Consider the following 26,440-nt stretch of genomic DNA (forward strand, 5'->3'; position numbering starts at 1 on the left):
CTCAAGGTACCGGAATCACGTCCATGACGCCGGAAGTGGTGAGCGCAGTTGACGCGTTCGTCACTTCGGGCTGGTGACCAGCTTCAGGAGCGTCCCGAACAGTGCGTCAAGAGCGGGCCGGTAGGCGTGTTCGGGCGGGGCTGCGAAGCCGATGAGCAGACCTGCCGGGCGTCCGTGGGGATCGATGTGGAGTTCGGACAGGCCACGCAGGGCAAGTCCCTGCCGGGCGCAGCGCGAGAGGATCTCGTCTTCGGGCGGCCAGTCGGCGGGGAGGGTCAAGAGGGTGTGCAGACCGGCGGGGACGCCGTGGGCGGTCAGTCCCGTGACACCGGACACGCGGGCCAGGAGCAGTTCGCGTCGTCGACGGTAGCGCAGGCGGGTGGCACGAACGTGGCGGTCGTACGCGTGAGTGGTAACCAGATCCGCGAGGACGAGCTGGGAGAGGCTCTCCGTGTAGAGATCGGCTTGCTGCTTGGCTTCAACCAGCGGTTTCACCAGCTGGGGCGGTAGGGCCATCCAGGCCAGGCGCAGAGCCGGGCCGAGGGCCTTGGAGACGGTGCCACAGTAGACGGTCCGGTCGGGAGCGATGCCCTGGAGGGCGCCGACGGGTTGGCGATCGTAGCGGTACTCGCCGTCGTAGTCGTCCTCGATGACCAGCCCGCCGGTGGTGCGTGCCCAGGTGCCGACGGCCTGACGTCGGCTGGGATGGAGAGGGACACCGGTCGGGTACTGATGCGAGGGCGTGAGGAGCACGGCGTCGACCTCGTGCGTCAGCGCGTCCACGCAGGCGCCGTGGGCGTCGACGGGCATGGGCAGGGTGGCGAGTCCGGCGCGTTGGACAACGGCGCGGAAGGTGTTGTGACTCGGATCCTCGACGGCTACCGTCCTGGCGCCGCTCCCGGCCAGAACGCGGCTGAGCAGGCTCAGACCCTGGTAGTAACCGGAGGTGATGACGATGCGGTCGGGGCTCGTGACCACACCGCGGGTGCGGCCCAGGTAGTCGGCGACTGCGGCACGCAGTTCGATCCGGCCTTGCGGGTCTCCGGCGCCGAGCACCACCGAACGCGCGTCTGCAACCACCCGGCGTGTCGCCGCAAGCCAGGCTCGGGCGGGGAAGGCGCTGACATCGGGAAGCCCTGGTCGCAGGTCATGGCGAGGACCCGCCGGTGTCGATGTGGCTGGTGGGGAGGTCACGGTCTCCGGCGGTATGTCCGCCACGGTGGTGCCCGACCCGGGCCGGGTGGTCAGGTAGCCCTCTTCGACCAGTTGGTCGTAGGCAGCGGTCACCGTGCCACGGGACAGTCCGAGTTCGGTAGCCAGTCCCCTGGTGGAGGGCAGGAGCGTCCCGGCGGCTAGGCGCCCCTGGCGGATCGCGTCGCGCAGCGCCGACTCCAGAGCCGAACGGCGACCTTTCGAGGCGTCGAGACTGAGGTGCAGGGCGACGCGCGAACCGGACCAGGATTTCTGCACGGAACTGGATCTTACTCATGGGCCAGTGTCTCCATAGCCTCAAGCCCGAGTGATCAACAGTCCGACGACGACAGGACGTACCTCGATGATCGTGATAGCCCATCTCAGCGACACTCACATCGACAGTGAGCCGCGCAGCATCGAGCGCACCCGGGCTCTCATGTGCTACCTGGAGGACCTGCCCTACGACCTGGACGCGGTCCTGGTGACCGGAGACATCACCGATCACGGTCTGCCGGCCGAGTACGAGGAGGCCCGTCGGCTCTTCTCCTCGCGGCACCCGGTGATGCTCTGCCCCGGTAACCACGACAGACGTGATTCCTTCCGCACTCACCTCCTGGCGCAGGCGAATTCGACAACTCCGGTCAACCAGGTGCATCGGAGCGCGGACGTGGTCATCGCGATGTGCGACTCATCAGTGCCGGGCAAGGACGAGGGTTTCCTCTCGGACGAAACCCTGGCGTGGCTCGAGGACGTGTTGGCCCGGACCTCCGACGGGACGCCCGTGCTGATCGGCTTCCACCACCCGCCGACGCTGTTGCACGTCCCGTTCGTCGACGGCATCCGCCAGTTCGGCGCGGAGCGGCTCGTGGCCCTCGCTGACCGTCACCGCAATATCGCAGCGTTCCTCTGCGGCCATGCCCACACAGCCGCGGCGACCGTCTTCGCCGGACGTCCACTGCTGATGGCCCCTGGAGTCATCTCCGCTCTCCGTCTTCCCTGGGAACACCGCGCGCACCCCCAGGACCATGTCCACCTGGACCATCCACCTGCACTCGCCTTCCACGTGCTCGACGAGACGGGGCAGTTGACCACGCACTTCCGTCACGTCCCCGTGTGAACGCGCCGCACCAGCCCCGGAGAACCCCATTGATCATCCGATGCTTGATCGCCAGGGGGATGCAACTGCCATGACCGGGTTGGCTCCCCTGCTCGAACGCAAGGAGCAGACATGTGTACGCCATCGGGCCGGGGCGTGTGACGACCGTGTTCGATGCTCAAGTATCCGCAGCGGGCTGACATAGCCGGCGACCGTTAGCAGTGACGTCCAGCAGCGTCATCGGCCAACTCGTCGGCCGGAAACAGAAGGCTCTTCAGCGTCCGGGCGGGTGCACCGGCTGGTACTCCTACCGAAACCCCGCCGACTGCATTGCCCTACCGGACGATCGCTCGGCCCGGGTGGCCGCCGCACTGCCCGGGCGAGCGGCTCGCAGCGTGTACGGCTTCGTGGCTGGCCAAGGTGGTGGCCCGGCCGCAAGCGTCGAGGCCAGAAGACGAACGAGCCCCGGCCACACAGGTTGACTCGACAACTGACGCCGCACCCCCTCGCTCGACCAGGGCGCCCCGCCGGCCAGCTCCTGCGGCTTTGTGCGGTGCGGCGATCAGTACTTGATTTGCCCCGACATGACCAAAAAGCCGCCATGCCGAGTTCGCGATGGGCTATCCCGCTAGGCTCCGAATCCTGAGATGATCAATCGGGACTGGAGAATCACTTGTCCAAGATTGCCCTGTTCGGCGCCACCGGCACTATCGGAACCCGCATTCTGACCGAGGCGCTTCGTCGCGGTCACCAGGTCACAGCTGTCGTACGCGACCCTGCGAAGATCACCCTGACTGACCCCAACCTGGACGTGGTCACCGGCGACGTCCTGGACCCTGAATTCGTCGCCTCCGTAGCCAAGGGGCGGGACGTCGTAGTCAGTGCGGTCGGCGGAGGCGGCGGGCCGGGTCACCTCGCCACCATCCGGCCCAGCGCCGAGTCCCTGGTCGCCGGGCTGAGCACACTGGGGAGCGCAGCACCCCGGCTCATCGCGGTCGGCGGCGCCGGTTCCCTGCGCAAGGCGGACGGCAAGCTGGTCTGGGACGCCGAGGGCCTGCCGGAGTTCCTGCTCCAGATCATGCACGCCCACGGGGACGCCCTGGACTTCTACCGCACGGTCAGCGACGTGCGGTGGACGTGCCTCAGCCCCGCCGCGACGATCGAGCCGGGCGAGCGCACAGGCACCTATCGCATCGCCCTGGACGACCTGGTCGTCGACGCCGACGGCAACAGCCGCATCTCCACCGAGGACTACGCAGTTGCCCTGCTCGATGAGGTCGAATTGCAGCAGCACATCGGCGAGCGCTTCACTGTCGGCTACTGACCTCTCACTCAACGCGGGCGGCCCGTGAGCCAACACGGTCAAGTCCGTGATGCTCTGGCCACGCTCCCTGGCTTCGTCGGTGCCAGGCGAGAACGGCTGATGCCGGGTTCAAGCGGGCGGTGCCGACGTGGCCCGGAAAGCCGGCCGAGCAGCGAAGTCCGAGGCGCCTACGGAGTCCAGCGCGCCCTCGGGAGCCGGTGCGACCTCCGAGGTCGGCGGGGCCCGGACGCAAGCCGCGCCCCCGGCAGACCCTCCGCGTTCGCCGTGCTATGCAGAACTGCAGAGCACGGCGCAATGTCGTGACGGATCACCGCGTCAGCGCCTGCGAGGCGGTGAATGCCGGCCGCGTCGTACGACGCCCGTTCCAGAAGGGCGGCGGCCAGGTCGGCGACGTGCACCGGGCAGCGGATGTCGTCGGTGAACAGGACGCCGTCGAGTTCGCGCAGGGCGGGTTGTCGCCGACGATCAGCGACGTACGGGCCGCAACGGCCTGCGGATGCGGCAGCCGTCAATCCCAGCCGCGCTCACGGATCGCTCAAGAGCAGGCCGCTCCCTGACCTCGGGGCCACGCCGGAGCACTTAGGACACACGCTGGGCCGGTCGGTGCGACTGCGGTCCACCGGCGAAGCCACCGCGCTTGACCCCTGCCCTGAAGATTCTGGTCAGTAGGCGGAGTTGACGTTGTCGATGGAGCCGTAGCGGTGGGCGGCGTAGTTGGCGGCAGCGGTGATGTTGGCGACCGGGTCGGTGACGCTGTGGGCGGTGCCGGCGACGTGGTAGGAGTTGAAGGTGGGGTCGATGACCTGGAGCAGGCCCTTGGAGGGGGTGCCCTGCTTGGCGTTGACGTCCCAGTTGTTCTGGGCGCTGGGGTTGCCGCCGGACTCGCGCATGATGTTTCGCTTGAGGCCTTCGTAGCTGCCGGGGATGCCCTTGGCCTTCATGATCTGCAGGGACTGCTTGATCCAGCCGTCGAGGTTGTTGGCAGTGCCGCTCTTGGACGCGGCGGCGGTGGTACGGCTGTCGTTGCCGGAGGCCGTGACCGCGGAGGCATGCGCCTGCGTCGCTTCGGCAGCCTGCGCGCTGCTCGGCATCAGGGTGAGGGCGGCGGCTGCGGCGCCCGTGGTCGCGATACCGGTCAGGCCGAGGCGGGCGATGCGGGTGCGGTTGATCATGGCCATGCGAAAGCAACTCTCCGTAGGGGACATCGTCGGTGCCGCCGCTGTCGTTCGCGGCGGCGTCGGCCACCCGCAGACGCGGGCAGACCCTTGGGGGATTCGCTCGGTCCGGTCTTCCGGCTCGCAGCGACGACAGCCATGATTAGCGGCGGCCGAGACGGGACGCAACGATGTGACCTACTACCCATCTACGGAGAAAAGTCCGAAATGGGTCGATTTGAGGACTCAGGTGCATTTCAGGCACATCCGGCTCTACGGCCCTCGTTAGGATGTGACCTCGCTCGCATGGCCAGCGTCACGCCCACAGGGGGTCGGGGGCCCACTCCAGGCCAGCCGACGATGCCAATGGGACACCTCCCCAACCTCGACCGCCCCGCGCATCGACATGCCCGCGGCAGCATTCGCGGGACGCGCATTTTTGAGGCGGTCCGCGTCGCACTCCGGTTGCGCATCCCAGCGCCCGCGATGCACCTCGCCCTTGTTATGCAACAAGAGGTTGCGTGCCTCTCGTGCTCGTGGCAGAGTAATGCGCAACGGATGGTTGCTCATTGGAGGCCTGGAGTGGAGTTCGGAAAGCTGGAGCGCGAGATTCGCATCGACGCCGCCCCGGAGATCGTGTTCGATGTGGTGAGTCGCCCCGAGCACATCAAGATGTGGTGGTCCGATGACGCGTCGCTTGAGCCTGTGCCGGGCGAAGTCGGCGAGCTGGTGTGGGGCGACCGCGCTGAAGTTGCCCCGATCAGGGTGGTCGACGTAGCCCCGCCCCACAGGTTCACGTTCCGATGGATCGCTCCCGATGGTCAGCTGCCCGATGCAGACAACTCTCTCCTGGTCACCTTCGAGCTTGAGCCCTCCGGGGACGGCACGATTCTGCGCCTGACTGAGAGCGGCTGGCGGGAGAAGGGGTGGGAAGCCGCGGTGCTCGAAGAGGCCTTTCACGATCACGAGCGCGGCTGGGACATGTTCCTGCCCAGACTGCAGAGCTACGCCCCTTGCGTGGTGGCACGATGATCGTCGACGACGAACTCTGGTCGGCGATCGGCGACCCGATCAGGCGCCGTCTGCTCGACCTGCTGCTCGCGGAAGGTGTCGGTACGCCGACCAGCCTGAGTGATCGACTCCCGATTTCGCGCCAGGCGGTCACCAAGCACCTGGGCGTCCTCGATCGCGCCGGCCTCGTGCATGCGACGCCGATAGGTCGCGAGCGGCGCTACGAAGTCGATGAGGCGCAGCTGTCGCGCGCCGTCCGGCAGCTGAACGAGGTCGGCAAGGCCTGGGATGCACGCCTGAACCGCATCAAGCGCATCGCAGAACAAATCCAGCGTCAGCACCACGACTGACCGACAGGTTGCCGGAAGAGAGCCCTGACGATCTCCGTGGCGGTCTCCGGTCTCCTCGTGTCGACCGCCTTCGGGCGTACCACTGGGCACGGTGGTGGGCCAGGTATGGACCGGCGCGGCTCGTTCACAGCGGTCGCCGTGCTCAGCGTGGTTGCACTGGTTGCCACGCTGATGCTGATCCGTGCGTGCCCAGCACCGGTGGCGGCGCGGGCAGCCAGGCCGAGTATGCGTTCGTACCGCGGGTGCTCACCGCACTGGTCGTGAACCTCGTGTCGTTCGCGGCGGTGTACTCGGCACGCACGGACGTCGTGCCGTTCCTGGAGAACGTCACAGGCATCTGCAGCGCGCTGGCCAGCTTGTTCCTCCTGGCCTACGGCGCCATGGGCATGGTGCCCTCGATGCAGTACCGCGAGGAGCACCTTCACCGACTCATCTGCGGTGATCACCGGCCTGATCATTGCGGTGATCTCCATCCCGGCCGCCCGGGGCCACCACCTTCCTGAAGCCTCCGGTAATTGCGGACGCCACAGAGCCCGCAGCGGCGACGGTGTGACCACCGAGCCTGCGTAATCATCCGGAAGAATCAATCGCCTTTGGAGGACACGTATGAGTGGATTGCTGCTTGGTGACAAGAACGCTGTGATCTATGGAGGCGGGGGTGCCATCGGCGGCGCCATCGCACGGGTATTCGCCCGGGAAGGCGCGAGAGTCTTCATCGCCGGGCGGACGCAGGCGAAGCTCGACGCCGTGGCGCGTGATATCGCCGCCACGGGCGGAACAGTCGAGAGCGCGCAGGTTGACGTTCTCGATCAACAGGCGGTCGAAAAGCACGCCGATGCGATCGCGGCGACGGCCGGCAGCATCGACATCGCCCTCAACGCCGTGAGTGTCATGCACGACCAGGGGACTTTTCTGGCGGACCTCTCGCTGGAGGAGTTCATGCGGCCGATTGACGGCTTTCTGCGGACTCTGTTCATCACAAGCAAGGCCGTGGCACGGCACATGGGTCGCGAGCGTCCTGGCGTCATCCTGACTCTGTCCGAGCCGGGTTCCAAACTGGCTGTAGGCGGCATCTTGGGGCACAGCGTGAGCGCGGCCGGCAAGGAGGCCTTCTCGCGGGTTCTGGCCGCGGAGTTGGCACCCAGCAACATCCGGGTCGTCGGCATCCGTCCACACGCTGTCGTCGATGCGCCGGCTGCGGGTTCCTACACCGGGGATCTCTTCAAGCAAACCGCGGCAGCGGCCGGGCAGTCGGTCCAGGAATTGCTCGAAGGCGGGGCGATGGCGCAGGGGACGCTTCTGAAGAGGCTCCCTACGCTCTCTGAAATAGCAGAGACGGCCGCGTTCCTGGCTTCAGATCGAGCCGGAGCGATGACGGGAGCAATCGCCAATCTGTCCGGCGGTGCACTTGTCGACTGAGTTTCGGTTTTGAGGTGTCAGCACCACGACTTACCACCATGTTGCCGGAGGAAATCTCTGGTGACTTGCTCTACCGATGTCGGCACCCAGTCGACGCCGCACTATAAGAATCGGAGTTTGATCGGAATGCCTACGATGCCCGCTGGGAGCATACTGCTCGGGAGTACACGAGCGACGGAGTTGCGCGAGTGGTACCTCAAGGTACTCGCACCCGACCACACCGGAGATGGCCCGATCGTTCTCGGGGGGTTCATGCTGGTCATCGATCAGCGTGACGACGTCAGTGACGTCAACCCCGAACCTGGCCGATCGATCCTCAACTTCCACGTCGACGACTTCGCCGCGTTCGAAACACAGCTGGACGCCGCGGGCGTGGAATGGGTCGCGCGCGCCACCGACCGACCGGCCGGAAGGTTCGCCACATTCAAAGACCCGGACGGCAACTACCTGCAGATCATTCAGTTTGTGCAGTCCGTGCACTAACCGGTTGTCGCGGAGGGCCGGAGCACACACCCGCAGCCTCTCGGCCCTCCGCGACCCTCGTGCGGCAGTACACCGCGACCATCAGCACCCGCTCGGCCAATGGCGACGACCACACGGCGGCCCAGAGCGGGCGCTGCCGACCGGCGACCCGGCACGCGCTGCGGCAGCAGGCACTGTACGTCCGCACTGCCGGCCGGACGCGGCGCTCGGCATGCTCGACCAGCGTCCATCCCGGCTTACGTGACCCCTCGGTTCCTCGGGATGGTGACGGACGACGGTTCAGGCCGGGCGTGGGATGTACGCCAGGCCGTGCGCGCCGGGTTCGCCGAGCTTGGTGATGTCCAGCCGGGCCAGGCTCTCCAGCGTCTCCAGGTCGACGATGTCGACGGTGGACGAGACGACGCAGGCCACGTAGGCGAGCCGACCGTCGGGGGACGAGGTGATGGTCAGCGGGAAGAGTCCCACCTCGACTTCGCCCACCTGCTTGCGGGTGTCGGCGGAGAACACCGTGAGGCGGCCCGGCGCGTGGCGTCCGAGTCGGGACACCGGGTCGGGGGCCATGCGCACTTCGCCCGCGAGCAGCTTCCCCGTCGACGTCAGGTGCACCGGCAGGACGACGTTCGCCGTGGGCAGGGTGTCCACGACGGACGCCGTCCGGGCGTCGATGACCCGGATGCCGGTGGCCGGCCGCTCCTCGGCGGTGCCGGAGAAGGAACCGTAGGGCGCGGCGACGAAGGCGTGCGTGCCGTCGGTGGAGACGGCGAGTCCCTCACTGCCCGGCACCTCGACCTTCGCGGTGATGGTGCCCCGTTCGAGGTCGACGACCGAGACGAACGGCGCCTCCTTGTTGGTGGCGTAACCCGTCCTTCCCGCCGGATCGATGGCGAACCAGTGCGGGCCGGGCGCGTCCGTGTCGATCCTGCCCAGGGGCCGGCGGGTCTCCGTGTCGATCACCACGACACCGCCGGGCCGGTCCTCCGTGCTCTCCACGCTGACGTAGAGACGACGGCGCACCGGGTCCAGCGCCAGCCCGTGCGGTCCGTGTTCCGGAGCGAGGTCGACGACCTCGACAATGCGGCGGGTGTCAGGGTCGATGACGGTCAGTTCGGTGCGCTGGCCGCTGTTCGCGTGGTAGTAGCCCGAGTCGTACGTCGTGGTGCACCACAGCAGTCGCTGCACCGGATCGAAGCACAACTCGTGCGGCTCGGCCAGGACTTGCGTCGTACCGAGGTGCCGGTCCGAGGCGGCGTCGAAGAAGGAGACCGTCGGACCGCTCTGGCTGACCACGGCCAGCACATCGCCTTCTCGACCGGCACGGGGGGACTGCTGCACAGCGGCTCCTTGAACGGGGCGAAGGGAATGCCACGCGTCTGCGTGGCCATCTCCACTCTCCGCGTCGGCGGATGCCGCGACAATGCAAAGATTGACACCAAATCATTGATCCAGGCGTAAAAATGCAGTTCAGGAGGCATCGATGGATCTCAACCTGCTGCGGGTCCTGGACGCCCTGCTCCAGGAGAACAGCGTGACCCGCGCCGCGGAGCGTCTCGGCACCTCGCCCGCGGCGGTCAGCCGTACCCTGGCCCGGCTCCGCCGTGCCGTCGGTGACCCGCTACTGGTCCGGGCCGGCCAGGGGCTGGTCCCGACCCCGCGCGCCGTGGAACTCCGGGAGGAGGTGGGCGCGTTGCTGCGCAGCTGCGACAACGTCCTGCGTCCCGGCCCCGGTTTCGATGCCGCGCACCTCCAGCGCACCTTCACGGTGCAGGCCACCGATCTGCTCCTGGTGGGGCTGGCCGGGACCCTGACCGACCGGATTCACGCGGAGGCCCCGCAGGTGGACGTGGTCTTCCTACCGGAGGCGGTGGAGGGCGGCCCCGGGTTGCGGCAGGGCTGGGTGGACGTCGAACTGGGCGTCCTGGGACACCTGGACCCGGAGATCCGTACCCGGCAGCTCACCCGGATGACGCTGGTCGGCATCGCCCGCAGCGGTCATCCCCTCTTCGACGGGCGGATCGACGCCCGCCGGTTCGCCGCGGCCGACCACATCGGCATCTCCCGGCTCGGCAAGCGCCTCGGGCCCATCGACAGCGCGCTCGCGGAACTCGGGCTGCGGCGCCGGATCGCGGTCGTGGTACCCAGCCACACGAGCGCGATGATGCTCGCCCGGGACACCGACCTCGTCGCGCTCAGCCTGGCCGACTGGCTCCCCGACACCATCTCCGCCATGGGACTGCGGACCTTTCCCATCCCCCTGGACCTGGCACCCCTCGACCTCGGGATGGCCTGGCACCCCCGCAACTCGACCGACCCGGGGCACCGCTGGTTCCGTGAGCGGTTGGCGGCTGCCGTCCTGGCCCCGTCGGGGACGGGGGACGACAGCCGCTAGGGTCCGTCCGGCGGATCAGGCGGCAGGAGATCGACGGCACCTCGCCGAGCCCGTACCCGGCGTACCGCGGTGAACCAGCCGGTTTCGCCTGCAGCTTCGAGGGCGGGACACGGATCGGTCCCGGCTACACGCCGGCCTGCCTCCGGTGGTCGACATGGCCCGCAACTGAACGGGCAGCCGCCCAGCACCAGGACCGAAGCGGCGGGCGCGGGGGGACTTGCCGCGCGCCCCCGAGTCTGGTTGGGTACCAGCGCCGCGGGCACGTAGGGCGTGCCGGGCGGGTGGGGAGTGGAGCGAGCAACGTGCACACGACGGTACGGCAGGACGGCTCGTGGCCGTTGCCCGACGGGCTGGGACAGGCGATCCGGGACACCGCCGAGGAGATCGCCACGCTGGTGCGGAGCGCGAGCGACACGGCGCTTCCCGTACCGGGGTCGGAGTGGACCGTCGGCGAGGCCGCCGCCCACCTGGCCATAGCCAACGAACTGATGGCCGACCTGGCAGCCGGACGGGAGCGCCCCTACGGCGACGGAACGCCCCAGAGCCTCGCCGGGGCCAACGCGGAGTCCCTGAGCGTCTTCGGGGAGCGCCGGGCGGAGCCTCTCGCGAAGATGATCACGGAGCAGGCCGAGGCGTTCCTGGACGCTCTGTCGCGCCCTGCGGTCGACGGCCCGGCACCAGCCACTCCCCTGGGCGTGATGAACCGGTCCGTTCTCGCGTCGTACCTGCTCACGCACATGCTCGGCCACGGATACGATCTGGCTCGCGCCCTGAAGCGCCCGCACATGGTCGACCGGGCACGGGCGGGCTTGTGCATGCCGTTCATGCTCTCGGTCATGCCGCGTGTCGCGGACCCCGCAGCCACGGCCGGACTCACGGCCCGTTACCGGATCCGGCTGCGCGGGGGCGAGGCGTTCGGCGTGTCCCTCACCGACGGCGCCGTGCAGGTGACCCCGGGGGCACCACCGCAGCGCGCGGACTGCACCATCCTGCTCGATCCCGTCGCCTTCCTGCTCATCGCGCTGGGCCGGCTCAACCCCTGGCGCGCCATCGCCCAGGGACAGGTCCTCGCCTGGGGCCCTCGCCCATGGCTGGCCCCCCGCTTCCCGACCCTGTTCACCGCACCCTGAACCGTCGCCCGGGCGGCGGCCCTCGACGCGGGCCTGCGGCGCCTCGCCGCCTGTCGCCCGTCGCCCGTCGTCTGTCGCCCGTCGTCTGTCGCCCGTCGCCCGTCGCCCGTCGCCCGTCGCCCGTCGCCTGTCGCCTGTCGGCCGCGTACGACTCCAACCGGGCCGGCCAGGTCGCCGCGATAGCCGGGGATGACGAGTGCGAGTCCGACGAACGTCATGCGCCGTCGCACGTGACGCCGCCCGGAGCGGACTCGCCGTCCCATCTTCACTGTCGGCCAGCCCTCCTGGGGGCACAGGGGGCGGGCGCCGTGCGCCGTCCTGCTGAGCGACCAGCCCGCCGTCGATGCCGAGCGCACGGGCCGCCGCAACCGCTCCACTCGGGCGGGGCGGGGTCTCGGCCCACACAACTCACGCCACCACCCGAGACGGCCTGTGGGCCGTCTGTGGCAACGTAACGCCCCCCCGCTTGCGCCTGCTCCGTGCCACCCGCACCACGGTGAACAATTGCCCTGGTCAAGACGCAGGGACGTGTCCGAGCGGTATCGAGGGGAACGACCGATGCACAGAGCAGGACGTCTGGATCGTAGAGCGCTGCTCGCAGGCGGACTTGCGAGCGCCACCGCCGCGCTCTCAGGGTGCTCATCGATGAGAGCCTCCCCGGCAGCGGCCAGCGCTTCGCCGAGCCCGCGCCCGACCACACCCTCCGCAGCATTCGCGAGACTGATGGAGGGCAACAAGCGCTGGGTGAGCGGAGACCTTCAACACCCCGACCGGGATCCGAGCCGGCGTCAGCTCGTGGCCCAGGAGCAAGTGCCTTTTGGGGCGATCCTCGCATGCATCGACTCCCGAGTGCCGCCTGAACTCCTCTTCGACACCGGGCTGGGTGATCTTTACGTGATGCGCACGGGCGGGGAGGCGGCCGACCCGGTGGTCATTGGTTCCGTCGAGTACGGGCCCATGACCAGTGGCACCCCGCTCATCGTGGTCCTCGGGCATCAGCGTTGCGGCGCCGTCGAAGCGGCGTACAAGTCCCTTCGTGACGGCAAACCCCTGCCCGGCAACCTGCAGGCGATCGTCAAGGCTCTGCAGCCGGCATACGATCAGGCAGCCCGGGAAGGCGGCGCCGACCCGGTCGAGACCATGGCCCGTGCCCAGGTCAAGTTGACCGCCACGGATCTGCGGTCCAACCAGGACCTCGCCCCCCTCGTGAGAAAGGGCGCTCTTGCCGTGGTCGGCGCCTACTACTCGCTCGACACCGGCAAGGTGGAAGTCCTTACCGGCGCGCCTTCCTGAACCGACCAGAGGGCCCACAGCGCCCATGGGCCGATCGCGTACACGGCGCCGCCGATGAGCGGGCCGGCGCCCGTGCCGGTCGTGTACGCGACGCCGTGCAATCCCTGGTAGCGCCCGGCCATCTGCGGCGGAGCCAGACTTCCCAGGCAGGCCTGGGAGATGGAGCTGGTCACCGGAGCCGCAGCACTCCTTGTCGGTCACCGCGACGACCACATGCCGGCCGTCGAAGGTCAGGGTCTCGACAGGCTTGACGATGATCGGGAGCGCGTGCGCCTCAGCGAACTCGCGAACGTCCTGCGTGGAACGGCCGACCGCGGAGGCTACCGGGCTCACGCCCTTTGCGGTCAGATGCCGGCGCATCCGCCACTTGTCCAGCGACGTCGCCGTAGTCGAGCAGCAGCGCTTGATCGACGTAGGGCCAGTGGCCGCGGTCGACTCGTCCGGGAACTGGGCGTGAATCACGTCCAGGCCGAGCTCCCGGGCCTTGCGCACATGCTTGAGCTTGCCGCCGAAGACCGCTGGCTGGTGGGTACGACATCGTCGGACAAGGAGGCTCCCTCTCTCCCGTTTCCTCCCGTCGGTGCGCGGATCGCGCATCACGCTAGGACAGGTTCCGGACAATCTGCTTCTGGTATAGGAAGTGACCACCTAATCTGCTGGTGTGCCGACCGATCTCAGCCCCACCGCACGGGCTCTGCGCACCATGGAAATCCTCCAGACCCGCCCCGGCGCGACGGCGGACGAGCTCGCCGCATCGCTGGGTGTCACGGAGCGGGCCGCGCGCCGGTACATCGGGATCCTCCGGGAGGCGGGCATCCCCGTCGAGTCGACCCGAGGCCCGTACGGCGGGTACAGGCTGGGACGCGGGACGAGGCTGCCGCCAGTGGTCTTCACGGAACCGGAGGCTCTGGGGCTGGTCATGGCGGCGCTCGACGACGCCGACGAGCTCGTGGGAAGTGCGCTGAGCAAGGTCATCCGAGCGCTTCCGGAGAAGGTCGGCCGGCAGGCGGCGACGCTGCGCGACCATGCGTCGGCTGCACCCGACCCGTCCTCGGTTCGGCCTGATCCGGCCATCACCAGCGCACTGGTCGCGGCGACCGCGGCCCGACGGAGCGTGCAGGTGGCGTATCGGAGCGAGTCGGGGAAGGAGTCGGAGGGCGAGGTGGACCCCTGGGCGGTGGTCGTCCGCCACGGGCGCTGGTACCTCTTGTGCCGCTCGCATCGCACGGACGCGATCCGCACGTACCGGGTCGACCGGATCGGCGCGGTCCATCGGACGACCCGCGCGTTCGACGCACCCGACGACCTCGACCCGGTCGCGGCGCTGGAGGAGAACCTGGGCACGGGCTGGGAGTGCGTCACCCGCGTGGTGTTCGACGCCCCCCTCTCCGAGGTGGCGCGGTGGGTCAGGCCCCCCATGGGACGACTGGAGGCATCGGGCGACGAGTGCGTACTGGTCGGCAGTACGAGCAGTCCGGCGATGTACGCGCAGGAGTGGCTGGCGAGGCTGCCGTTCGGGTTCCGCGTCGAGGGCGGACCGGAGCTCCGGGCGGCAGTGGCGGCGGTGGCGGCGCGCTTCGCGGCGGCGGTGGAGTCCTAGCCAGGCCGTGTTTTAGAACGTGCAGGCCTGCTTCTTCGCCCCTCCGGGGAACTTTCGGGCGGCCATCCAGATGGTCAGGTCGTTGGCGATGTGTCCGATGTCGGTTTGGGTGATGACCTCGTGCTCGCGGCAGGTGGTGTCGCGACGGACGATCTCGTAGCCTCCTTCGTCCAGGACGGCGACTGAGGCGAACCAGGCTGGGTCGTCCGCGTCGGGCTGGATGAGGACGAAGGTGTTGTCCGTGTCGTCGAGGTCGTCGATCAGCATGAACAGGGCGTCCTCGGAGGGGTCGTCGATGTGGTCGCCGTTCTCGCTGTCTGCGCGGTAGTACTGGGCCCCCAACGAACATCTCTCTTCCTGTGTGGCACGCACTCTGGCTCAGCATGGCATGGGGAACCGACACCGCTCGCCCCACAGCGAATGCAGGAACGTGGCCAGCGACCCGACGAGTTGCTTCGCACGTTCGGCCAGGACGAACTACCAGGCACGGCCGGTGGCCGGGCTGACCGCTGTGGCGGGAATCTCGACACCGGTCTGGATCCGAATCCGATTGCCCCTTCACGGCCGGCCCCGCATCCTGCTGGGATGCGCTTCTCCGTCAACATCCCCAACTTCGGTGACTTCGCCGACCCCCGTAACGTCGCGACCGTGGCGGCTGCCGCAGAACAGGCCGGCTGGGACGGACTCTTCGTCTGGGACCACGTACTGCACCGCCAGCACCAAGGGCGTCCCTTCGGGGACCCCTGGATGCTGCTGACCGCAGCCGCGCTCGCGACCTCACGGATCCGGCTGGGCACCCTGCTGACGCCGGTCCCCCGTTACCGCCCGCAGCAGCTCGCCCGCCAAGTGGCCACCCTGGACCACCTCAGCGGCGGTCGGGTGATCTTCGCCGCCGGCCTGGGCGGTCCGATCGAGGACGAATACAGCAGCTTCGGCGACGCCGTCGAGCCACGCCTCCTCGCCGAGCGGCTGGACGAGGGGCTGGACGTGCTGAAGCGCTTCTGGTCCGGCGAGCCGGTGAACCACCACGGCCGGCACTACGAGGTCCGGGACGTGACACTGCTGCCCGCCACCGTGCAGCGGCCCGGTCCGCCGGTGTGGATCGGCGGATTCTGGCCGCGTCGCCCGCCCATGCGGCGGGCAGCACGGTGGGACGGCGCGGTGCCGCTCTTCGAGACGGCCCGGCATGGACATGTGCCGGATGTGGCGGAGGTACGGGAACTGATCGGCTACGTACGCAAGCACCGTGCGGCAGAGGCCGAGCGCCCCTTCGAGTTCGTGCTCGGCGGTGCCACGTCCTTGGACGCGGCGAAGGCCAGGGACGTGATCGGTCCGCTGCACGACGCCGGCGCCACCTGGTGGGACGAACGGCAGGTCCAGACCGGCCCCGACCTGGACCGCCTGTCCCCAGTACTGCGCCGCATCGAAGCGGGGCCGCCTGTGCTCTGATGGGCCGATCGAGAGTGCGCCGGACGCGGTCGGCATCCCTCTAGCAATCGTGACCGTGGCGCCCGCGAAGTTCAGCCGGAGGATGGCCTGGGCCGCCTGGACAGGCGGCCCAGCATTCGCCCGAGCTTGACAACAAGGCGCAGCACGGCGGCCAGGCAGCCCACCGCCGCTTTACCTGAACGCCCGCTGGCCGCACGGCCGACCACCCTGCTGGCCGAAACCCCTGCCACTGCGCAATCAGCCGTTCACAGACAGACGGACTGGTCCAAGGCCGTTGCGAAGATCACCGACGATGCGGATCGATGGCGCGACACATGTATCTGTTTGCATCCCGCCTGATCGGTCCGCTGCGTTCCTTGAACTGCGTGGCACTGGCCAAGGCATCGGCCGTCAACATCAAGCATCGCGGGGCGGCTGCGCCAACCGCGCACCCGTCACACACAGAGTCCTGACCGGCTCCCCGCCGACTCCACTCGCTCTCGGCAGCTTCCGCGGAAAACACTGAACCGCTCTGGGGACCACCGCCCCGAGACGTGCGAGACGAAGCCGGACGTGGTGCCGCATCAGAGGTCACATTCCACCTGGTTTGGTCAAGATTTACTTTTCCGGAATCCGTCTGCATAGTGGCGCCTCGAAATAGTGACGGGTTGAAGAGGGAGTGCCTTTTCTTGTCGCAGATCAACGATGGTGCCGCGCGCGAGATGGAGCTTGAGCGGGTTCAGGTGTCCGCCATCGGCGAGCTGTTGGACGAACGGCTGGCCGGGGCGCGGGCGCAGCTGGCGCGCGTGCTCGCGTCGCCGCCCGGTGGTGCGGGCGAGGCGTACGAACGGGAGGTGGCGGCCGGGCGGCTGGCCGGGGAGGTTCGTCGACTGGAGGGGGCCGAGGAGGGGTTGGTCTTCGGCCGGATCGACCTGGCGGACCGGACCGTCTTGCGCATCGGGCGGCTGGGGCTGCACAGGGACTCGGACGAGCTGCCATTGCTGGTGGATTGGCGGGCCGAGGCCGCGCGGCCTTTCTACGAGGCGACGCCGGTTCATCCCATGGGGCTGCGGCGGCGCCGCCATCTGCGCCTGGCGGGCCGCACGGTGGTGGGGGTGAGCGATGAGCTGCTTGACGGCTCCGCACCCACCGGACAGGACGTGGTCGGCGACGGCCCGTTGACGGCGGCGCTCCAGGAAAGGCGCACGGGGCGGATGGGTGCGGCGGTTGCCACGCTCCAGGCCGAGCAGGACGCGATCGTCCGGTCGCCGCACCGCGGGGTAACAGTGGTGCAGGGTGGTCCGGGCACCGGAAAGACTGTTGTGGCGCTGCACCGCGCCGCGTACGTGCTGTACGCGTTCCCGAAGGCATCAGAGCGCGGCGTGCTCGTACTGGGGCCGAACGCGCGGTTCCTCGACTACATCTGCCAGGTCCTGCCCTCGCTCGGGGAGAACGACGTCGTCTTGGCGACGTGCGAGGAACTGGCCGGCGTCGTACCGGGCGCCGCGGACCCCTTCGAGGTGGCGCGCCTGAAGGGCAGTGCCGCACTGACCGACGGGCTGGCAGCTGTGGTCCGCTCACGGCAGGCCCCGGGCGGCGACTTCGACGTCCGGGTCGGGCAGGAGTGGATTCGTCTGCAGGACAGGGATGTCGCACAAGCGCGGGAGTCGGCACAGACCAGTGGTCTCGTGCACAACCGGGCGCGTCGGCTGTTCAAGGAGCTGCTGGTCGACGCCATCGTCCGTGAGCTTGCCCGCAGTGGCGCCGAGGCGCTTGAACATATCGACGCTCAGGTCGCGCAACTGACCGGCCTCGATCTGGACCGGGTTGCGGCAGCGGACCTGCGCCGCCTCGGTGTTGACGACGCGCCTGCCACAGGTGCCGACGAGTTCGACGCCGAGGCCGTGCGCGCCGACCTCCTGGACGATGCCTTGCTCGATCAGGCCGTCGAGGACCTGTGGCCGCGGCTCACGCCCGGCGACGTGGTCCGCGCCCTGCTGACGGATGCCGACGCGCTCGCCGCGTACCTGCCGCAGTTCACCGACGACCAGCGGGCCCTGCTGTGGCGAACGCCCGGTGCGCCCTGGACGGACGCCGATGTGCCGCTACTCGACGAGGCGGCGAGCCTGGTTGACGGCCCGCCTGAGCACGCCTTCGGGCACGTCGTCGTCGACGAGGCACAAGAGCTCACCGTCATGCAGTGGCGGATGATCGTGCGCCGTTGCCCGGGCAGGTCGATGACGCTGGTCGGAGATTTCGCCCAGGCAGGCCCGGCGACGATGGCCCGGGACTGGAAGGAGGCACTCGGCCCGGACCTCGGCCGGCGCTTCGACCTGCGAACCCTGACCGTCAGCTACCGGACCACGCAGGAGATCCTCGCCGCCACAGGGGACTTGCTCGCCCGGATCGCCCCGGGCCGGCCGGCGATCCGATCGATCCGGCGCGGTGAGGTGCCTCGAACCCTCGCCGCGGCCCCGGAGTCGCTCGTCACCGCCCTCGTGCGGGAGCTGCGGGAGCAGGGCGCCGCGTACCCGGGCGAGTTGGTCGGGGTGATCTGCGCCGATGGCAGGATGGAGCAGCTCACGGCTGCGGGGATCGAGCAGCATGCCCGACTGGTACCGGCCTCACAGGCGCGTGGCTTGGAGTTCGACGCCGCCGTCGTGGTCGACCCGGACGGGATCACCGCCGCCCGCCCTGGGGGCGAGCGCGACCTGTACGTCGCCCTGACCCGGGCCACCAAGCGACTGTGCACGATCACCGTCCCGCCTACCGTGAAGATCACGAGTTGAGGACTACGCGGGCGGACAGGGCCCGGGTAGCGGTCACTCAGCGTGCGCGGACCACAGAATCCTTCAGCGGCACCGGGTATGCCGAGGCGGCCGGGCCGACCGGGGTCCAGGTCTCCCCCGTCTGCGGACAGGTCGGCACGAGGAGGATGTCGGTGTCCGCGTCGGGGGCGGGCAACCCCGGTCCGGCCAGGACGGCGCGCCGCGCCGACAGACCTGTGGGCAGCAGGGCGTCGAGGGCGCGTTGGAACACCTCTTCGATCAGGCCGTCCGGGGCGGTCACCGGCCGGCCTTCGGGAGCCGCCAGCAGGTGGGCGAGCGCCCGGCCGGCTGCCGCCTCCCACTGCGGGCTCGATGACCACCAGTGGTTCAGCCCCAGCCGCGATCCCCACGTGGTGATCGGCTCGAACGGGGGCGTGCCCTTCCCCTCCGTCATCAGCTCCCCCAGGAGAGCGGTGCGGCGTCGGCGTCGTCGACGGGGAGACGGCGCACGGCGTTCGGGGCGAGCCACACGGCCTGCCAGAGCGAGCAGCGGCGATGCCGCGCCCTTCGTCGTCTTCAACCCGGCGGTGCACACGGAGTTTTGACACATGTTTTACGCAACGCATGCAACTGCGGCCCACCCCTGGCTGTCTCACAGGAAGTCGGGCCCCGCAGGGCCGAAGAGCGAGAGAATGGGGGCCGGTCGTGGGACGGCGCAAGGGCAGCATACGGATCGCACTCGTCACGGGTGCGATGCTGGTGGGTGCGAGTGCCTGCGGCGGAGGCGGCAGTGACAAGGCGGGCGGGAACGACGCAAAGGCGTCGGGCAAGCCTGGTGTGAGCGCCTCCCCGTCACCGACGAAGCCCGCGGGCCCGCCGATGCTGCTGGAGACGATCACCCCGCAGACCGGCACCACGGTCGGCGTGGCCATGCCGATCTCGGTGGTCTTCACGAACCCGGTGGCCGCGAAGGCACGGGCCACGGTCGAGAAGCACATGAAGGTGAGCGCCTCGCAGCCGGTGGTCGGCGCCTGGCACTGGTTCGGCGACAAGCGCGCCGACTGGCGGCCGAAGACGTACTGGCCCTCCGGCACCAAGGTGAAGATCGACGCTGACATGAACGGCGTCAGCAACGGCAACGGACGCTACGGCGTCCGCAGCTACACCCACACCTTCACCATCGGCGACGACGTGCGTGCGGACGTCTCGGTGACCGGCCACACCATGAAGGTGACGCGGAACAACAAGCTGCTGCGCACCCTGTCGATCAATGCGGGCAGCGCTCAGTATCCGACGTGGAACGGCACGATGGCCGTCATCGACAAGCAGGAGAAGGTTCACATGACCTCCTGCAGCGTCGGCATCAGCTGCGACAAGGGCAGCCCCAACTACTACGACCTGACGCTGCCCTGGGACGTCCACCTGACCCAGTCCGGCACGTACGTGCACTACTCGACCGGCGACCCCAATCCGGGCAGCGGCAGCGCCCGCGGCTCGCACGGCTGCGTCCACCTGTCCATGGCGGACGCCAAGTGGTTCTACGGCCAGGTCAAGCAGGGCGACCCCGTCACCATCACCGGCTCGTCCCGTGCCAAGGCCCCGGCCGACAACGGCTACGCCGCCTTCAACCTCGGATGGGACCAGTGGGTCGCGGGCAGTGCGTCCGGGGAGGGGACGACCGCGACGCTGTGATGCGCGGCGGTGGCGGCGCCGGTCAGCTCTCGATGATGTCGACCGCGAGGCCACCGTCGTACTCGCCCTGCGGGCCGGTCTGAAACGGCCGGCCCTCCGGCACACCCCACCGAGCTGGTCCGGGCACGACCGGGGCCGGCCACCGTGACACCCGCGACATCGAGAGCGGGAGACGCGGCGCAGGCGACGACAGCGGCAGCCGTCACCCCTGCTTGGCCCTGGGCGCCCAGCCGGGCGGACCGAACAGATACGCGGCACGGTCGCGCCAGTGTCGCGCGGCGCGAACGTCTCGCCAGGCGGCCATGTACTCGTGGAAGGCCACCCGCAGCGGATTGTGGGTGTCGATGTTCTTCGTCAGGCCGTACACCACGCGCGTGCCCTCCAGTTCGAACGTCCGGAAGAGCCGGTCCCAGATGATGAGGATGCCGCCGTAATTTCGGTCCAGGTAGACGTTGTTCGAGCCGTGGTGGACGCGGTGGTGGGAGGGCGTGTTGAAGACCCACTCCACCGGCCGCCACAGCTTGTCCACCCGCTCGGTGTGCAAGAAGAACTGGTAGACGAGGCTGACCGCCTGCTGGAGCAGGATCATCCACGGCGGAATGCCCAGCAGCGCCAGAGGCATCCAGAAGGGCAGGCCCGTCATGGGCGTCCAGCTCTGACGCAGGGCGGTCGAGAGGTTGAAACGCACGCTGGAGTGGTGGACCACATGGCTCGCCCACAGCACCCGCACCCGGTGGTGGGCACGGTGGAAGACGTAGTACGCCAGGTCGTCGCCGAAGAACAGCAACACCCACGTCGACACCGAGGACGGCGACAGGCGCCAGGGAGCGACGGTGAAGAGCGCTGCATACAGCACGACCGTCACCACCTTCCACGGCACCGCGATGACCTGGCTGCCGGCGCCCATGGACATGCTGGTCACAGTGTCGCGCAACTCGTACCCGCGCTCATCGTCGTCCGGCAGGAAGCGGTACGAAAGCGCCTCCACGACGACCAGGAGCACGAACGCCGGTATCGCGTAGACCACGGCCGGGATCATCTCAGCGCACCGCCTTCCGAGGTGCCGCGGGAACGCTGCGGGACAGCAGCTCGCGCGCCAGCCGCTCGGCCGCCTCGGCCTCACGTGCCGCGATGTGCGCTGCCAGCCGCAGATGGGCTTCGACGTCGAGGAGTTCCGCGGTCCGCAGGTCGGCCGGCACGTCGACGACCGGCAGTGTGCCGCCCACCACGCTGTTGAAGGCCAGCAGATAGGCGACGTTCCCGGAGCCCTCCACGATCAGCCGCCACCAGGCGACATCCGCATCGCCCAGGTCGGTCAGATCGGGCCCGGTGCGCGCATACCGGCCCGCGGCCCTGACGATCTCCTCAGCGGTGTGAACCGAGCACCGGATCGCGCACAGCCTCGCCGCGTCGGCACCGATGCACGCCCGCATCTCCAGGGCGTCCCGGGCCAGGTCCTCCACCGAGAGCCCGCCGTCAGCCGCCGCGATCCCCACGGCGAGCTCGAGGCCGGCGGTGCGCCGCCAGTCCAGGACGAGCGTACGGCCGCCGTGGCTGACCTCGACCAGCCGTGCCTGTTGTAGCCGTTTGACGGCCTCACGGACGGCATGCCGGTTCACACCGAACTCGGCCGCCAGGTCCCGTTCGGCACTGAGGGCGGAACCCGGGGGCAGTTCCCCGCCGAGGATCCTGTCCCGCAGCAGGGCGAAGAGCTGGTCGGAGACAGCCTCGCGCCGGATGAGTCCCTGAGTCATGGCGCTCAGGGTGGACGAGCCGGGCCCACTGGTCAACTGGTTGGACCAGTAAACCTTTTGAACCCTGGCTTGAGGTGTCGAGGCGGAGAGTGAGGACTGCAGGTCGGCAGTCGGCCGGATGTCTGAAACAGATGACACGCAGCACGCCCTTGTAGGAGAGCCTGAGCGCCACGCTTCTCCCTGCGACAGCCGTATGCGCGCTTGCCGGGCGCGTCCCGGACGCAGCGGCGACGCGCGCCTGGGCCAAGGAGCGTTTGTCCGGGCCCGGCCGTAATTCGCTTGACCCGGCCACGGGTCAACGCTGCATCGTGGCGGGACACCGCGAGTCGTGGTGCCAGTATCCCGGGGAGGAAGCAGTAGCAATGGAGATCCGTTCTACGACCGACAAGGACCTCGACGTCTTCGTCGACACACTCCATGCCGCGTTCGCGCGCTTCCCGGAAACCCCGACCGAGGGCCGCGGGGTCTGGTGGTCGGCGCTCGAAATGGACCGCAACCTGCTCGCCACGACGGCGGACGGGCGGCCCGTCGGCACCGCCGGTGCGTACTCCTTCGAGCTCACCCTGCCCGGTGAAATCCTCGCCCCGGCCGCCGGGGTGACCGGCGTCGGCGTCCTGCCCTCACACCGACGCCAGGGCGTGCTCAGTGCGATGATGCGGCATCAGCTCACGGAGCTTCGGGCCCGAGGGGAGTTCCTCTCCGTACTGCTGGCCTCCGAGGCCCTGATCTACGGCAGGTTCGGCTACGGACCGGCGACCTACACGCAGCGGCTGACGGTGCCGCGCCACCGAGCCGCCCTCACCCTCCCCCGAGCGCGCGGAACGGCCGACGCCCCGGCGGCCGGCTCGGACACCGGCTCGGTCGAGCTGCTGCGGCGCTCCGACTGCGGCGAGATCCTGGAAGAGGTCTACGACCGGTACCGCCGCGCACAGCCCGGCGCACTGTCCCGGCCGCACCGCTGGTGGGCCCTGGGTGCGGGGCAGCCCCCGGTCTCTCCGGCGCAGCGCTACGTCGCCGTCCACCGGGACGCCGACGGCGTCCCGGACGGGTACGCCAGCTACTCGCTCAGCGAACCCGACACCCTGACGGTGGACGAGACCATCGCCGCCGACGACGCCGTCTACACGGCCCTGGCCCGGTTCGTACTCGGACACGACCTGGTCACCCAGGTCGTGTTCAAGCACTTCCCGCCCGAGCACCCGCTGCGCTGGCAGCTTGCCGACTTCAACGCCGGCCAGTTGAGCAACCACACCGACTGGCTCTGGGTGCGACTGCTGGACGTCCCGCGTGCGCTGACCACGCGCGGCTGGTTCACGGACGGCGAACTCGTCCTCGACGTCGACGACCCGTTCCTCGGCGAGCACGGCCGCTACCTGCTGACCGTCCGGGACGGCAAGGCCGAGTGCGTCCCGACGGACCGGCAGCCCGACCTGTCCCTGGACGTGAGCGACCTCGGCTCGGTCTACCTCGGCGGCACCGCCCCGAGCACGCTCGTGCGTGCCGGACACATCCGGGCCCACCGCCCGGGCGCGGCCACCCTCGCCGACGCCCTCTTCCGCGCCGAGCGCCCGCCGCACTGCCTGCACTGGTTCTGACCGCGCGCTCATCCAGGAGCTGGTCCGTCCACCTGGGCCGGCGTGCGGCACCAGCACTCCGGCACACGGTCGAGCACTTGGTACGCGTCGCTGGGATGCGCTGGGCCATCGAGGAAGCGTTCCGCCCGCCCGCTGATCGAGCCTGGTGGTGACAACACCAGGCTCGGCACACTCTCCCACCCCTGCTCCGGGCACTGCCAGAGTGGCTGTCATGAACCAGCGCACCACTTTGATCACCGGCACCACCCAGGGCATGGGCCGCGCTCTCGCACTCGACCTGGCCTCGCGCGGCGGCACCGTCCTGCTGCACGGCCGGGACCGCGATCGACTGGAGGCCGTGGCCACCGAAGCACGGGCCGCCGCCCCGGACGCCACCATCCGTACGTACCTCGCCGACCTGTCCGACCTGGACCAGGTGCACGCGATGGCCGACCGGATTCGTACGACGGAGCCGCGCCTGGACGGCCTGATCAACAACGCGGTGGCGGGCGGCGGCGCCGAACCGCTCAAACGCGAACTGAGCCGCCAGGGCCACGAGCTCCGCTTCGCGGTGAACCACCTCGCCCCCTACGCCCTCGCCCGCGATCTGCTGCCCCTGCTCATCTCCTCGTCTCCCGCCCGAGTGATCAACGTCGCCTCGATCGGCCAGGAGGCCATCGACTTCGACAACGTCATGCTGGAGCGGGACTACGAGGGCCTGCGCGCCTACTGCAGAAGCAAGCTGGCCATGATCATGGCAACCTTCGAGCTGGCTGCCGAACTGCAAGGCAGCGGGGTCACGGTGAACACCCTTCACCCGGCCCACCTGATGGACACGAGCGGCGTCCGCGCGTACGGCCTCACCCCCGTCACCAGCACGGACGAGGGCGTCCGGCCGACGGTACGCCTACTCCTCGACCCGGAACTCGCCACCACCACGGGGCGCTACTTCGACCAGTTCACGGATACGCGCGCCCATGAGCAGGCGTACGACACCGAGGCGCGTGAACGCCTGATGAAGCTGACGCACAGCCTGATCGGATAGGGCCGCCCGCGGCATCGGGAGCGGGCCGCCGCCAGAGCGGCGCTGTACGGCGGCATCGAACTCATCATTCACGCTCCAGGCAGAATGCCTCTGTGGAACACATCCTGTGCGGGCTTGCCGCCAATCCAGCTCTGCCGTCCGAGCTCGTCGACCGGCTGATATCCATCGCGGACGACGACATCGCCGCGCACCTCGCCTGTCGCGCGGATCTCGGTCGTGCACAGGCGGTCACACTGGCCGAGCGCGTCGATGAGAGCGCGGTGCGGCTGGCGTACGAGGGTCGGCTGACCGCCGCTGACATCGATCCCTCTGTCTGGCCGGATGCCGCCCTCGCCCTGCTCGACCAAGGTGTCGGCCGCCCGGAGTGGGCGCGCCTCCTCGCGGCGGACCCGGTTCGTGAGCGCCGGGAGAAGCTGGCAGCCTGCCCCAGCCTCCCGTCCGACGTGGTGGACACGCTCGCGGCGGACGCGGACGTACATGTCGTCGCCGAGCTCGCACTGTGGACCACGCCGGACGTGGCCGCGAGGCTCGCAGGGCATCCGCACGCCGAGGTCCGCCGCGCGGTGGCGGGCAACGAGGCGACACCCCCAGCCGCACTGGCAGCGTTGGTGACCGGCAAGGGGTTGCCTCCGGCGCGATGCTGTCTGGTCTGTGACCGCGAGGAGCCCCCCTTCGTTCACGATCGGCAGTGCCCACGGCTCGGCTGCGATCTGCCGCCGGGCGCCTCCTGCGACGGCTCCCACGAGTCCACCGTCCATGACATGCGCAGGGCGGCGCTCCGTAACCCCGCCACCCCCATCGAAGCCGTCGTCGGTTTCGCGGACCATCCGTCGATGCTGTTGCGCTGGGCGCTCGCCGCCCGCCAGGACCTGCCCGCGCAGGCGTGCGCGCGGCTCGCCGCGGACACCACTCCCGGTGTCCGCGCCGACCTCGCCGAAAATCCTGCGATCGACGATGCCCTGATCCGTGCGCTGGCCGGCGACCGTGACCCCGAGGTGCGCCGCAGCCTTGCACACCATCCCCGCGTGCCACTCGACGTGCTCACCCATCTGGCCCGAACCACCAGGATCGGCGCCACGCTTCTGCCCCGTATCGCCGCCTGCTCTCCCGCCGAGGTCGAAGAGCTGGCCAAGTCACCGGACCCGGCTGCCCGAATGCTCGTGGCCCAACGACGTGATCTGCCGCCCGAGATTCGCGACCGGCTGGCCGACGACCCGGACGCGAAAGTGGTCAAGGCTGTCGCTCCACACCCGGACCTCGCCGAAGCGCAGTTGCGCGCCATGGTCGGCCGACACGGTGTCCATATCCTGGCCAAGGTGGCGACCAACCCGGACGCGCCCCCGGCGCTGCTGGAGGACCTGGTCCGGCACGAGCCAACGGTGCGGAGGGTGTTCCGTGAGGTTGCCCGGCATCACGGGGCGACGGCCTCGGCGCTGCTCGTCTGCCTGGCGGACAAACAGGCGAGACCCGTAGCCGCCGGCCACCCGGCACTCCCGCCACCGGTGATCGTGGAACTGCTCGCCGACGCGGACTGGCAGGTGGTGGAAGCAGCGGCAGCCAACCCGTCCCTGCCGCCTGCCGTGATGTCGGATCTGTTGCGCCGGCAGTGAGCGCCCTCGCGCAGTGAAACCTCGGGTGCCAACGACATGATGGGTACGGTCGGCGACTGGACAGGCAGGACACCGCACCGGCTCAGGACGTCGTGCAGCGGGAGCCGTTGCGGTCGCGCTGTGGTGGTG

At 69.3% G+C, this 26,440-nt stretch carries 24 protein-coding genes and 1 pseudogene; 18 read left to right on the top strand and 7 right to left on the bottom strand.

Features of this window, described 5'->3' with window-relative positions; translation table 11 throughout:
* Positions 1–60 precede the first annotated feature (60 nt).
* Entirely contained in the window at positions 61–1,470 is a 1,410-nt protein-coding gene (gene pdxR / locus ACWD3E_RS07860) for a MocR-like pyridoxine biosynthesis transcription factor PdxR (protein ID WP_451386658.1), read from the bottom strand.
* 85 nt (positions 1,471–1,555) lie between these two features.
* Between pdxR and ACWD3E_RS07865 the strand changes: the two genes are divergently transcribed.
* The 3 genes from ACWD3E_RS07865 to ACWD3E_RS07875 all read left to right on the top strand — a co-directional run bounded on the left by ACWD3E_RS07865 (position 1,556) and on the right by ACWD3E_RS07875 (position 4,171).
* Positions 1,556–2,311, top strand: a complete 756-nt coding sequence (locus ACWD3E_RS07865; RefSeq protein ID WP_451386659.1) for a metallophosphoesterase — start codon at positions 1,556–1,558, stop codon at positions 2,309–2,311.
* A 652-nt stretch (positions 2,312–2,963) separates the two neighbouring features.
* Positions 2,964–3,614 carry an NAD(P)-dependent oxidoreductase gene (locus tag ACWD3E_RS07870; protein ID WP_451386660.1) on the top strand — a complete coding sequence of 217 codons (651 nt, stop codon included), beginning with the start codon at positions 2,964–2,966 and terminating at the stop codon, positions 3,612–3,614.
* A 299-nt stretch (positions 3,615–3,913) separates the two neighbouring features.
* Complete coding sequence (locus ACWD3E_RS07875) at positions 3,914–4,171, top strand: hypothetical protein (protein WP_451386661.1); 258 nt, start codon at positions 3,914–3,916, stop codon at positions 4,169–4,171.
* A 105-nt stretch (positions 4,172–4,276) separates the two neighbouring features.
* On the opposite strand, the gene ACWD3E_RS07880 is transcribed toward ACWD3E_RS07875, so the two are convergent.
* Positions 4,277–4,792 carry a transglycosylase SLT domain-containing protein gene (locus ACWD3E_RS07880; RefSeq protein ID WP_451386662.1) on the bottom strand — a complete coding sequence of 172 codons (516 nt, stop codon included), beginning with the start codon at positions 4,790–4,792 and terminating at the stop codon, positions 4,277–4,279.
* Between the two features lie 558 nt (positions 4,793–5,350).
* On the opposite strand from ACWD3E_RS07880, the gene ACWD3E_RS07885 reads away from it, so the two are divergent.
* From ACWD3E_RS07885 to ACWD3E_RS07905, 5 genes are all read left to right on the top strand, one after another.
* On the top strand, positions 5,351–5,800 hold the full coding sequence (locus ACWD3E_RS07885) for an SRPBCC domain-containing protein (protein ID WP_451386663.1): 450 nt from the start codon (positions 5,351–5,353) through the stop codon (positions 5,798–5,800).
* The gene (locus ACWD3E_RS07890) at positions 5,797–6,129 is read left to right on the top strand and encodes an ArsR/SmtB family transcription factor (RefSeq protein WP_451386664.1); all 333 of its coding nucleotides are present in this window, start codon (positions 5,797–5,799) and stop codon (positions 6,127–6,129) included. The genes ACWD3E_RS07885 and ACWD3E_RS07890 overlap by 4 nt, the downstream gene beginning before the upstream one ends.
* 185 nt (positions 6,130–6,314) lie before the next feature.
* Complete coding sequence (locus tag ACWD3E_RS07895) at positions 6,315–6,632, top strand: hypothetical protein (protein ID WP_451386665.1); 318 nt, start codon at positions 6,315–6,317, stop codon at positions 6,630–6,632.
* Between the two features lie 103 nt (positions 6,633–6,735).
* Positions 6,736–7,548, top strand: coding sequence for an SDR family NAD(P)-dependent oxidoreductase (locus tag ACWD3E_RS07900; RefSeq protein WP_451386666.1), 813 nt, complete (start codon positions 6,736–6,738; stop codon positions 7,546–7,548).
* A gap of 252 nt (positions 7,549–7,800) precedes the next feature.
* The gene (locus ACWD3E_RS07905) at positions 7,801–8,031 is read left to right on the top strand and encodes a VOC family protein (protein WP_451386667.1); all 231 of its coding nucleotides are present in this window, start codon (positions 7,801–7,803) and stop codon (positions 8,029–8,031) included.
* Positions 8,032–8,310: 279 nt separating this feature from the next.
* Here the strand turns inward: ACWD3E_RS07905 and ACWD3E_RS07910 are convergent, their stop codons facing one another.
* Entirely contained in the window at positions 8,311–9,363 is a 1,053-nt protein-coding gene (locus ACWD3E_RS07910; protein WP_451386668.1) for a YncE family protein, read from the bottom strand.
* Between the two features lie 142 nt (positions 9,364–9,505).
* Between ACWD3E_RS07910 and ACWD3E_RS07915 the strand changes: the two genes are divergently transcribed.
* The 4 genes from ACWD3E_RS07915 (at position 9,506) to ACWD3E_RS07930 (ending at position 14,440) form a co-directional block, all read left to right on the top strand.
* Complete coding sequence (locus ACWD3E_RS07915) at positions 9,506–10,417, top strand: LysR family transcriptional regulator (protein ID WP_451386669.1); 912 nt, start codon at positions 9,506–9,508, stop codon at positions 10,415–10,417.
* A gap of 302 nt (positions 10,418–10,719) precedes the next feature.
* Positions 10,720–11,547 (top strand): maleylpyruvate isomerase family mycothiol-dependent enzyme, encoded by an 828-nt coding sequence (locus tag ACWD3E_RS07920; RefSeq protein ID WP_451386670.1) that lies wholly within the window; start codon positions 10,720–10,722, stop codon positions 11,545–11,547.
* Positions 11,548–12,270: 723 nt separating this feature from the next.
* A complete protein-coding gene (locus tag ACWD3E_RS07925) occupies positions 12,271–12,840 on the top strand; it encodes a carbonic anhydrase (protein WP_451386671.1) in 570 nt (189 codons plus the stop codon).
* Between the two features lie 661 nt (positions 12,841–13,501).
* Positions 13,502–14,440: a helix-turn-helix transcriptional regulator gene (locus ACWD3E_RS07930; RefSeq protein WP_451386672.1), complete on the top strand. Its 939-nt coding sequence runs from the start codon at positions 13,502–13,504 to the stop codon at positions 14,438–14,440.
* Between the two features lie 12 nt (positions 14,441–14,452).
* Here the strand turns inward: ACWD3E_RS07930 and ACWD3E_RS07935 are convergent, their stop codons facing one another.
* Positions 14,453–14,782 (bottom strand): hypothetical protein, encoded by a 330-nt coding sequence (locus ACWD3E_RS07935; protein ID WP_451386673.1) that lies wholly within the window; start codon positions 14,780–14,782, stop codon positions 14,453–14,455.
* 243 nt (positions 14,783–15,025) lie between these two features.
* On the opposite strand from ACWD3E_RS07935, the gene ACWD3E_RS07940 reads away from it, so the two are divergent.
* Together ACWD3E_RS07940 and ACWD3E_RS07945 are read left to right on the top strand one after the other, a co-directional pair.
* The gene (locus tag ACWD3E_RS07940) at positions 15,026–15,889 is read left to right on the top strand and encodes an LLM class flavin-dependent oxidoreductase (protein WP_451386674.1); all 864 of its coding nucleotides are present in this window, start codon (positions 15,026–15,028) and stop codon (positions 15,887–15,889) included.
* 701 nt (positions 15,890–16,590) lie between these two features.
* Positions 16,591–18,657, top strand: coding sequence for a HelD family protein (locus ACWD3E_RS07945; RefSeq protein ID WP_451387114.1), 2,067 nt, complete (start codon positions 16,591–16,593; stop codon positions 18,655–18,657).
* Positions 18,658–18,721: 64 nt separating this feature from the next.
* Here ACWD3E_RS07945 and ACWD3E_RS07950 read toward each other — a convergent pair.
* A pseudogene (locus ACWD3E_RS07950) lies at positions 18,722–19,185 on the bottom strand (hypothetical protein); the annotation flags it as partial.
* Between the two features lie 156 nt (positions 19,186–19,341).
* On the opposite strand from ACWD3E_RS07950, the gene ACWD3E_RS07955 reads away from it, so the two are divergent.
* Positions 19,342–20,328 (top strand): L,D-transpeptidase, encoded by a 987-nt coding sequence (locus ACWD3E_RS07955; protein ID WP_451386675.1) that lies wholly within the window; start codon positions 19,342–19,344, stop codon positions 20,326–20,328.
* 202 nt (positions 20,329–20,530) lie between these two features.
* Here ACWD3E_RS07955 and ACWD3E_RS07960 read toward each other — a convergent pair whose 3' ends face one another.
* Positions 20,531–21,367: a sterol desaturase family protein gene (locus ACWD3E_RS07960; RefSeq protein WP_451386676.1), complete on the bottom strand. Its 837-nt coding sequence runs from the start codon at positions 21,365–21,367 to the stop codon at positions 20,531–20,533.
* A gap of 1 nt (position 21,368) precedes the next feature.
* Complete coding sequence (locus ACWD3E_RS07965; RefSeq protein WP_451386677.1) at positions 21,369–22,082, bottom strand: FadR/GntR family transcriptional regulator; 714 nt, start codon at positions 22,080–22,082, stop codon at positions 21,369–21,371.
* A gap of 362 nt (positions 22,083–22,444) precedes the next feature.
* On the opposite strand from ACWD3E_RS07965, the gene ACWD3E_RS07970 reads away from it, so the two are divergent.
* From ACWD3E_RS07970 to ACWD3E_RS07980, 3 genes are all read left to right on the top strand, one after another.
* Entirely contained in the window at positions 22,445–23,677 is a 1,233-nt protein-coding gene (locus tag ACWD3E_RS07970; protein ID WP_451386678.1) for a GNAT family N-acetyltransferase, read from the top strand.
* 211 nt (positions 23,678–23,888) lie between these two features.
* Positions 23,889–24,701 (top strand): SDR family NAD(P)-dependent oxidoreductase, encoded by an 813-nt coding sequence (locus ACWD3E_RS07975; RefSeq protein ID WP_451386679.1) that lies wholly within the window; start codon positions 23,889–23,891, stop codon positions 24,699–24,701.
* Positions 24,702–24,793: 92 nt separating this feature from the next.
* Positions 24,794–26,311, top strand: coding sequence for a hypothetical protein (locus tag ACWD3E_RS07980; RefSeq protein WP_451386680.1), 1,518 nt, complete (start codon positions 24,794–24,796; stop codon positions 26,309–26,311).
* Positions 26,312–26,440: the final 129 nt, after the last annotated feature.

This window comes from Streptomyces sp. NPDC002676 (assembly GCF_053592455.1).

Bases quoted from the DNA above. Each gene is read 5' to 3' on its own strand.
- ACWD3E_RS07865 (WP_451386659.1), top strand. From the start codon at position 1,556: ATGATCGTGATAGCCCATCTCAGCGACACTCACATCGACAGTGAGCCG.
- ACWD3E_RS07880 (WP_451386662.1), bottom strand. From the start codon at position 4,792: ATGGCCATGATCAACCGCACCCGCATCGCCCGCCTCGGCCTGACCGGT.
- ACWD3E_RS07890 (WP_451386664.1), top strand. From the start codon at position 5,797: ATGATCGTCGACGACGAACTCTGGTCGGCGATCGGCGACCCGATCAGG.
- ACWD3E_RS07900 (WP_451386666.1), top strand. From the start codon at position 6,736: ATGAGTGGATTGCTGCTTGGTGACAAGAACGCTGTGATCTATGGAGGC.
- ACWD3E_RS07905 (WP_451386667.1), top strand. From the start codon at position 7,801: ATGCTGGTCATCGATCAGCGTGACGACGTCAGTGACGTCAACCCCGAA.
- ACWD3E_RS07915 (WP_451386669.1), top strand. From the start codon at position 9,506: ATGGATCTCAACCTGCTGCGGGTCCTGGACGCCCTGCTCCAGGAGAAC.
- ACWD3E_RS07925 (WP_451386671.1), top strand. From the start codon at position 12,271: ATGGAGGGCAACAAGCGCTGGGTGAGCGGAGACCTTCAACACCCCGAC.
- ACWD3E_RS07940 (WP_451386674.1), top strand. From the start codon at position 15,026: ATGCGCTTCTCCGTCAACATCCCCAACTTCGGTGACTTCGCCGACCCC.
- ACWD3E_RS07945 (WP_451387114.1), top strand. From the start codon at position 16,591: ATGGAGCTTGAGCGGGTTCAGGTGTCCGCCATCGGCGAGCTGTTGGAC.
- ACWD3E_RS07960 (WP_451386676.1), bottom strand. From the start codon at position 21,367: ATGATCCCGGCCGTGGTCTACGCGATACCGGCGTTCGTGCTCCTGGTC.
- ACWD3E_RS07965 (WP_451386677.1), bottom strand. From the start codon at position 22,082: ATGACTCAGGGACTCATCCGGCGCGAGGCTGTCTCCGACCAGCTCTTC.
- ACWD3E_RS07970 (WP_451386678.1), top strand. From the start codon at position 22,445: ATGGAGATCCGTTCTACGACCGACAAGGACCTCGACGTCTTCGTCGAC.
- ACWD3E_RS07975 (WP_451386679.1), top strand. From the start codon at position 23,889: ATGAACCAGCGCACCACTTTGATCACCGGCACCACCCAGGGCATGGGC.